The following is a 7,941-nucleotide window of genomic DNA, read 5'->3' as shown; positions in this document are numbered from 1 at the left end:
GGGGGCGCGACGACGGGCGAGGTGACGGCGGTACTGGAGACCGAGGACGCGGCGCGGCTCGCCCGGCGCGCGCACGCGCTCGGCGACGCGGGCGCCCGCGCGGCGCGCCGGTTGCTCGTCTCGTACGGCTCGTGCAGCACCTCGACCCCGCTCCGGCAGGCAGCCGACCTGCTGGGCATCCCCGACACGCACCAGGAGATCCCCGTATGACCGCCGCCACCTGGGCCGACGTGCCCGCCGGCTCCCCCTTTCCGCTCCAGAACCTCCCCTACGGGGTGTTCACGCCCGCCGGGGACGCGCGGGCGCGCGTCGGTGTCGCGATCGGCGCGCACGTCCTCGACGTCGCCGCCGTGCTCGGGGACGACACCTTCGCGCACGGCGCGCTCAACCCCTTCCTCGCCCAGGGCCGCGCCCGCTGGTCGGCGGTACGGGCCGAGCTGACCGCGCTCCTCACCGACGCCCGCCACCGCGCCGCCGTCACGCCGCACCTGCACCCGCTCGACGCGGTGGCACTCCACCTCCCCTTCGAGGTCGCCGACTACGTCGACTTCTACGCGTCCGAGCACCACGCGGCGAACGTGGGCCGCATGTTCCGTCCGGGTGCAGATCCGCTCACGCCGCAGTGGAAGCACCTCCCGATCGGCTACCACGGCCGGGCGGGCACGGTCGTCGCCTCCGGTACCCCGGTGGTCCGCCCCTGCGGCCAGAAGAAGCCCGCCGAGGGCGAGTTGCCCGCTTTCGGGCCCTCCGCGCGGCTCGACATCGAGGCGGAGGTCGGTTTCGTCGTCGGTACGGGCTCGGCGCTCGGCACGCCGGTCGGCACCGACGCCTTCGCGGAGCACGTCTTCGGCGTGTGTCTCGTCAACGACTGGTCGGCGCGCGACATCCAAGCGTGGGAGTACGTGCCGCTCGGGCCCTTCCTCGCGAAGTCGTTCGCGACGTCCGTGTCCCCGTGGGTCGTCCCCCTGGAGGCCCTGGAGGCGGCCCGCGTGGCGCCTCCGGCGCGCGCCCACGAACTGCGCCCGTACCTGCGTGAGTCGGAGGACTGGGGCCTCGACCTGCGCCTGGAGGTCCGACTGAACGGGCAGCCGGTCTCGCGGCCCCCGTTCTCGGCGATGTACTGGACGGGCGCGCAGATGCTCGCCCATATGACGGTCAACGGCGCCTCGTTGCGTACCGGGGACCTGTACGCCTCGGGCACGGTGAGCGGACCGGAGGCCGGGGAGCGCGGCTGCCTGATGGAGCTGACCTGGGGCGGTGAGGAGCCGCTGAAGCTGGCCGACGGCACGAGCCGCGCGTTCCTGGAGGACGGCGACGAGGTGACGATCACGGCGACGGCCCCGGGGGCGGACGGGACGGTGATCGGCTTCGGCGAGGTGACGGGGAAGGTCCTGCCGGCAGCGGCTGAGGGCCGGTCATGAGTGTCCGCATTGCGGACAGTCGGGCTCGGGTGGCGGTGATCGCTACCGGCGTTTTCCTCGCGTTTCCGGACCGGAAGCGAAGATTTTGCGTGGATTGAGTGGTGCGCCCCTGCAATTTAACCTGATCGCGACCTGCGGAATCTTGACGCGATATCTCGCCACTTGGAATGGTCAACGGCAGTGCCGCCCGCATCGCACGGCTGCCCTGAACCGTCCCACTCACACGCGAGGTTGTCGCTCCATGCCCGGCGCACCGCTCATCCCAGCATCGACCACTGGTGCCATCCCGCCGGCTGACCTCAGTGTCGTACGCCGGGGCTGTCGCGCACCACTCATTTTCTGACCTGGGCCTCTCGCACGTCCCGTCCGAGCACGCGCGAACCCGTTGCCCGGTCCCCCAACACGTCCACTCCCACGGCACATCCACCGCGGGAGTGCGCCGAAACGCTCAACGAAAGGCCGGCTAGCAGTGCTGCGTTACATCGCCCGCAAAGCAGTCGGCTGGTTTTTGATGATCGTCGTCGCGACCAACCTCACGTACTTCCTCGCCAACGCCTTCCTCAAGCCCGCGTCGAACTACACCGCTCTGCGACCGCCTCGAACTCCAGCCGAGATCAACCACGCCCTGTCGCTGTACAACCTGAACCCGGACAAGCCGCTGATGGATCGGTGGTGGGACTGGATCACCGGGATCGTGGCCCACTGGGACTGGGGGCGGTCTCCGACCGGCGGCAGCGTCAACGGCGAGGTGTCCTACCGGATCATCGTGAGCGGTGAACTGGTCATCGCCTCGACGGTTCTGGCCGTCGTCATCGGCATCGGCCTCGGCGTCTACACCGCCTCGCGCCAGTACAAGGCAGGTGACCGGGTCTGGCAGGGCGTCTCCCTGCTCTCCTTCAACACCCCGCCGGCCGTCGCGTCGCTCGCTGTCGTGGCCCTCATGACCGCGCTCAACCAGAAACTCGGACACACGCTGTTGGCCGTCGCGGGCGCCCAGGACCCGAACGTCTCGGGATTCTGGGAGACCCTTGGTTCTCGTGCGACGCACGCGATCCTGCCGACGATCTCCCTGACGTTCATCTCGTACGCGGGCTACCACCTGTTGCAGCGGTCCCTGCTCCTCGACAACATCAACGCCGACTACGTCCGCACCGCGCGGTCCAAGGGGCTCACGCGGCAACAGGCCATCTACCGGCACGGGCTGCGGACTTCGGTCATCCCGGTCGCGACACAGGTCGCCTTCGCGATGCCGGCCCTCTTCACGGGCGCGGTGATCACCGAGACCGTCTTCGCCTGGAACGGGATGGGCGCGTACTTCAGCACGACGATCGGCAAGAACGATGTCCACGGTGTCGTCGCCGTCGCCGCGTTCGGCGCGCTCATGACGGCGGTCGGGGCGATTCTCTCCGACCTCGTCATCGTGGCTCTCGACCCAAGGATCAGGGTGAGCTGACATGGCCATCAACATGCCAGGCGTCGGACCCGACGCGGAGGCGGCCGACCCCGGAGAGGCCAGGACGCCCGTACCGGGCAAGGCGGGAGCCACCGGCAAGCGCATCTCACCCTTCAGGCTCTACGCGCGGCGATTCCTCAGGAACAAGGGCGCGCTCCTCGGGCTCGTCATCTTCGTGCTGCTCGCTCTCCTCGCGGTCTTCGGCAGGTTCCTGTCGGACTGGAACTACACCGAGGCGGACTTCACGGCACTCACCGTCTCTCCGGGCACCCAGGGGCACCTGTTCGGAACCAACCCGGCGGGCAACGACACGTACTCCCAAGCCGTGCACGGCCTCGGCCGCTCGATGATCATCGCGGTCTCGGTCTCGCTCTTGACGACCGTCATCGCCGGGCTCTTCGGCACCACAGCCGCCTACTTCGGCGGCAAGGTCGAGCGAGTCATGCTGGCAGTGGTCCACTTTCTGCTCGTCCTGCCGTCCTTCCTGATCATCGCGCTGGTCGGCACGCACTACCGCGGCGACTGGAAGATCCTCGTGATCGTCCTCACGATCTTCGGCTGGATGCTCACCGCGCGCGTGATCTGGTCGCTCGCGACCTCGCTGCGCGAGCGCGAGTACGTGATGGCGGCGCGCTTCATGGGCGTCAGCCCCGCGCGTACGATCGTGCGCCACCTCGTCCCGAACATCGGCTCGCTGCTCATCGTGACGTTCACGCTCGGGGTCGCCTCGACCGTGCAGTCCGAGACCGCCCTGTCCTTCATCGGCTTCGGGGTCAAGCAGCCCGATGTCTCGCTGGGCTCGATGCTCGCCGATGGGCAGAACACCCTGTCCACCGCTCCTTGGCTGTTCTATCTGCCCGCCGTGCTGGTCGTACTGCTCACCGTCGCGATGGCGCTCATCGGGGACGGTCTGCGGGACGCCCTCGACCCCACCTCGAAGTCCGGAGGCCGCGCATGACCGAGCAGACCACCCTCACGCCCCTCAAGGACACACGGCAGCCCCTGCTCTCCGTACGGGACCTGCGCGTCTCCTTCCCCTCGGAGGCGGGCCGCGTGGACGCCGTCAGGGGCGTCTCCTTCGACCTGCACCGCGGCAAGACGCTCGGCATCGTCGGCGAGTCGGGCTCGGGCAAGTCCGTCACGTCGATGGCGGTCATGGGGCTGCTGCCCGAGTACGCCTCGGTCTCGGGCGAAGCCGTGCTCGGGGGGCGTAACATCCTGGCGCTCGACGACAAGCGCATGTCGAAGGTGCGCGGCAAGCACATCGGCATGATCTTCCAGGACCCGCTCTCCTCGCTCACGCCGATCTTCAGCATCGGCGCGCAGATCGTCGAGGCGCTCCAGATCCACCAGGACATCTCCTCGGCCGCCGCCTGGAAGCGGGCCGTCGAACTCCTCGACCTGGTCGGCATCCCCAACCCGGAGCGGCGTGCCAAGGGCTTCCCGCACGAGTTCTCGGGCGGGATGCGGCAGCGGGCCGTGATCGCCATGGCCATCGCGAACGACCCCGACCTGATCATCGCCGACGAGCCCACGACGGCGCTCGACGTGACCGTGCAGGCGCAGATCCTCGACGTGCTCAAGACGGCGCAGCGCGAGACCGGGGCCGCCGTCATCATGATCACGCACGACCTCGGTGTCGTCGCGGGCTCCGCCGACGACGTGATGGTCATGTACGCGGGCAAGCCCGTCGAACGGGCCGGGGTGGACGAGCTGTTCGCGCGCCCCCGGATGCCGTACACCATCGGCCTCATGGGCGCGATACCCCGCCTGGACGACCGCGCCAGGGATGCCCTGACCCCGGTCCCGGGGACGCCGCCGCTCCTCGTGGACCTGCCCGACGCCTGTCCCTTCGCGGCGCGTTGCCCGGTCGCGGAGGACGCGTGCCGGGCGGCCGAGCCGGAGCTGCTGGCGATCGGCGGCACCGAGCCGGGCGGCTCCCCCGCCGTGGAGCCTCCCGAGACCGCCGTCCACTCCGTGGCCTGCCGCCGTGCCTCCGAGATCAGTGACGGCGCCATCGGCGGCGAGCCGGTCTTCCCCGTCCCGGCCGCACGGGAGCCCGAGGCCGCCGCCGTGCCCCGCGAGGAGCGCCCGAAGGTGCTCGAACTCTCGGGGCTGACGAAGACCTTCCCGCTCACCAGGGGCGGACTGCTCAAGCGCAAGGTCGGCACCGTCTTCGCCGTCAACGGCATCGACCTCGACATCCGCGAGGGCGAAACCCTCGGCCTCGTGGGCGAGTCGGGGTGCGGCAAGACGACGACGCTCCTGGAGGTCATGGGGCTCAAGCCGCCGGAGCGCGGCAGCGTCTCCGTCGCGGGCAAGAACGCCGCCGACTTGCGGCACAAGCGGGACATCGCCGCGGTCCGCCGCGAGATGCAGATGGTCTTCCAGGACCCCATGGGCGCCCTGGACCCGCGTATGACGGTCTTCGACATCCTCGCGGAGCCGCTGCGCGCGGCCGGCGGGCACGCCAAGGACGACCTCACCCGCCAGATCGGGGAACTCATGGAGCTGGTGGGTCTCGACCCCGAGCACCGTGACCGCTTCCCCGCGGCCTTCTCGGGCGGTCAGCGTCAGCGCATCGGCATCGCGCGGGCGCTCGCCACCAAGCCGAAACTGCTCGTGCTCGACGAGCCGGTCTCGGCGCTCGACGTCTCGGTGCAGGCGGGCGTCATCAACCTGCTGAACGAGCTGAAGGCGGAGCTGGGGCTCTCGTACCTCTTCGTCGCGCACGACCTGTCGGTGGTACGCCACATCTCCGACCGGGTCGCGGTCATGTACCTGGGGCGGATCGTCGAGATCGGCGACATCGACGCGGTCTTCGACCACCCCAGTCACCCGTACACGAAGGCCCTCATCTCCGCGATCCCGCTGCCCGACCCGGCCGCCGAGCGAAGCCGGGAGCGGGTCCTGCTGCGGGGCGACCTCCCGAGCCCGACCGACGACAGCCCGGGCTGCCGCTTCGTCAGCCGGTGCCCGCTGCACCTGACGCTGCCGGAGTCGCGCAAGCGGCAGTGCCTCGACATCACCCCGGAGCTGGTCGCGCGGGCCACGCCCGACCACTCCTCCGCGTGCCACTTCGCGGATGCGACACCGGCGGACCTGACCACGTCCGCCGACGTTCCCACCGAAAGGCAGTCATGAGAAAGCTCTTTCTGAGCGCGGTGGCCTTCGCCGCCACCGCGTCGCTCGTCCTCTCCGGTTGCGGGGGTGACAGCGACAACGACTCCGACGGCAAGAAGCAGGAGAAGGGCGCCACGTCCGCCTCCCAGGTCCTGACCTCGTACAACCCGCAGCCCGCGAGCAACCTCCGGCAGGGCGGCAAGGTCACCCTGCCGACGGTCGAGATCCCCGACCAGCTCAACCAGATGCACGGCGACGCCTCGGGCTACACCACGGACATCTCGTGGTTCTACATGCCGCAGTTGTCGTTCAACGACCCGAAGGGCAACGTCACCTTCAACAAGGACTACCTCACCGACGTCAAGCAGGCGACGGTCGACGGCAAGACCCAGGTGACGTACACGATCAACCCGAAGGCCAAGTGGAACGACGGCCAGGATATGGACTGGACCATATTCCGGGACACGTGGAATGCCAACAACGGCAAGGACAAGGACTACGTCGTCAGCTCCACCGACGGCTACTCCAGCATCGCTTCCGTCAAGAAGGGCAAGGACGCCAAGCAGGCGGTCGTGACCTTCTCGGGCCCGTTCGTGTACTGGAAGGCCCTCTTCGCCCACGTCATCAACCCGCACATCGCCAAGGCGAACGACTTCAACAAGGCGTACGTGGGCAAGCCGCACCCTGAGTGGGGCTCGGGCCCGTTCACGATCACCAAGTTCGACGCCAAGGGCGGCACGATCACCTACAAGCCCAACCCGAAGTGGTGGGGTGACAAGCCGCACCTGGACCAGGTGACCCTCGTCCAGCGGGAGGAGAGCGCCGCCGTCAACGCCTTCAAGAACGGCGAGATCGACGCGGTCCACCTCCAGGCGGCCGAGCAGGTCAACCAGGTGAAGGGGGTCCCTGGCACCGAGCTTCGCAAGGGCACCCGGACCGCCAGCAGCCTCATGATCTTCAACAGCACCTCGCCCCAGCTGAAGGACATCGCGGTCCGCAAGGCCGTCATGGAGGGGATCGACCGGTCCCAGCTCGCGAAGATCACGTTCCAGGGTATGGGCTACACCGAGGCGCTGCCCGGCTCGCTCAACCTCTTCACCTTCCAGAAGGGGTACCAGGACAACTTCGGCAAGCTCGTGAAGTTCGACGCCGAGAAGGCGAAGAAGGGGCTCGACGCGGCCGGCTGGAAGGTCGGCTCCGACGGGGTGCGCGCCAAGGGCGGCAAGAAGCTGGAGCTGACGTACCCCACCATCGGTGACCGGGCCACGATCAAGGCCGGGGCCACCGCCCTTGCGCAGATGATGAAGAACATCGGCGTCAAGCTGAACATCGACGCGCGTCCCTCCGCCGACTTCAACAAGGTCTTCACGCAGCGCGCCTTCGACATCTTCGGCATGAGCTTCGTGTCCAGCGACCCGAACGGGATGCTGTACATCTGCCAGATCTACTGCTCCGACTCGCAGCTCAACGTCTCCCGTTCGGTGCCGAAGAGCATGGACAAGGAGATCAAGGCGGTCACCGAGCTGCCGACCCTGGACGAGCAGCTGAAGGCCGGCAACGAGGTCGAGCAGAAGGCCATGGCGACCTACGGCGTCATGCCGACCAACAACGGTTCCGCCATCTACGCCACCAAGAAGAAGCTCGCCAACTACGGCTCGGCCCAGTTCTACGGTGACTACGGCGTGATCGGCCCGCCCACCCTGCTCGGCTGGGAGAAGTAGGAGCGGCAGAAGCGCTCATCCCGCGATCCCCGGCCCCGCCGCACCCTCCCGTGCGGCGGGGCCGCGCCACACCGTCCACCGCCTACGAGGCCGCCCCCTCACCCCCCGAGCCGCACCAGCAACCGCCTCGGCCCCCGCACCCGCACCCCCACCGCCCTCGGCGCGAACCCCGGCGCGAGCGCGAGCCCCCGCACGCCGAGCAGCGGCGGCAGCCCGTACCGCA

Annotated in this window: 5 protein-coding genes and 1 pseudogene; all 6 read left to right on the top strand. The window is 69.0% G+C overall.

What is annotated here, in order from left to right:
* Positions 1–210, top strand: a pseudogene (locus tag G3I42_RS23250) (hypothetical protein); the annotation flags it as partial.
* Positions 207–1,421: a fumarylacetoacetase gene (gene fahA, locus G3I42_RS23245; protein ID WP_164288940.1), complete on the top strand. Its 1,215-nt coding sequence runs from the start codon at positions 207–209 to the stop codon at positions 1,419–1,421. The pseudogene G3I42_RS23250 and the gene fahA, both read left to right, overlap by 4 nt.
* A gap of 469 nt (positions 1,422–1,890) precedes the next feature.
* Positions 1,891–2,874, top strand: coding sequence for an ABC transporter permease (locus G3I42_RS23240; protein ID WP_164288939.1), 984 nt, complete (start codon positions 1,891–1,893; stop codon positions 2,872–2,874).
* A 1-nt stretch (position 2,875) separates the two neighbouring features.
* Positions 2,876–3,832 carry an ABC transporter permease gene (locus G3I42_RS23235; protein WP_164288937.1) on the top strand — a complete coding sequence of 319 codons (957 nt, stop codon included), beginning with the start codon at positions 2,876–2,878 and terminating at the stop codon, positions 3,830–3,832.
* Positions 3,829–6,018 carry an ABC transporter ATP-binding protein gene (locus G3I42_RS23230; protein ID WP_164288935.1) on the top strand — a complete coding sequence of 730 codons (2,190 nt, stop codon included), beginning with the start codon at positions 3,829–3,831 and terminating at the stop codon, positions 6,016–6,018. Before G3I42_RS23235 ends, G3I42_RS23230 begins: the two co-directional genes overlap by 4 nt.
* A complete protein-coding gene (locus G3I42_RS23225) occupies positions 6,015–7,718 on the top strand; it encodes an ABC transporter family substrate-binding protein (RefSeq protein WP_203607206.1) in 1,704 nt (567 codons plus the stop codon). Before G3I42_RS23230 ends, G3I42_RS23225 begins: the two co-directional genes overlap by 4 nt.
* Positions 7,719–7,941: the final 223 nt, after the last annotated feature.

It is taken from the genome of Streptomyces sp. SID11385 (assembly GCF_010548245.1).
In the GTDB taxonomy this organism is placed as follows: Bacteria; Actinomycetota; Actinomycetes; order Streptomycetales; family Streptomycetaceae; genus Streptomyces.
This window is presented reverse-complemented; position numbering and strand designations above follow the sequence as displayed.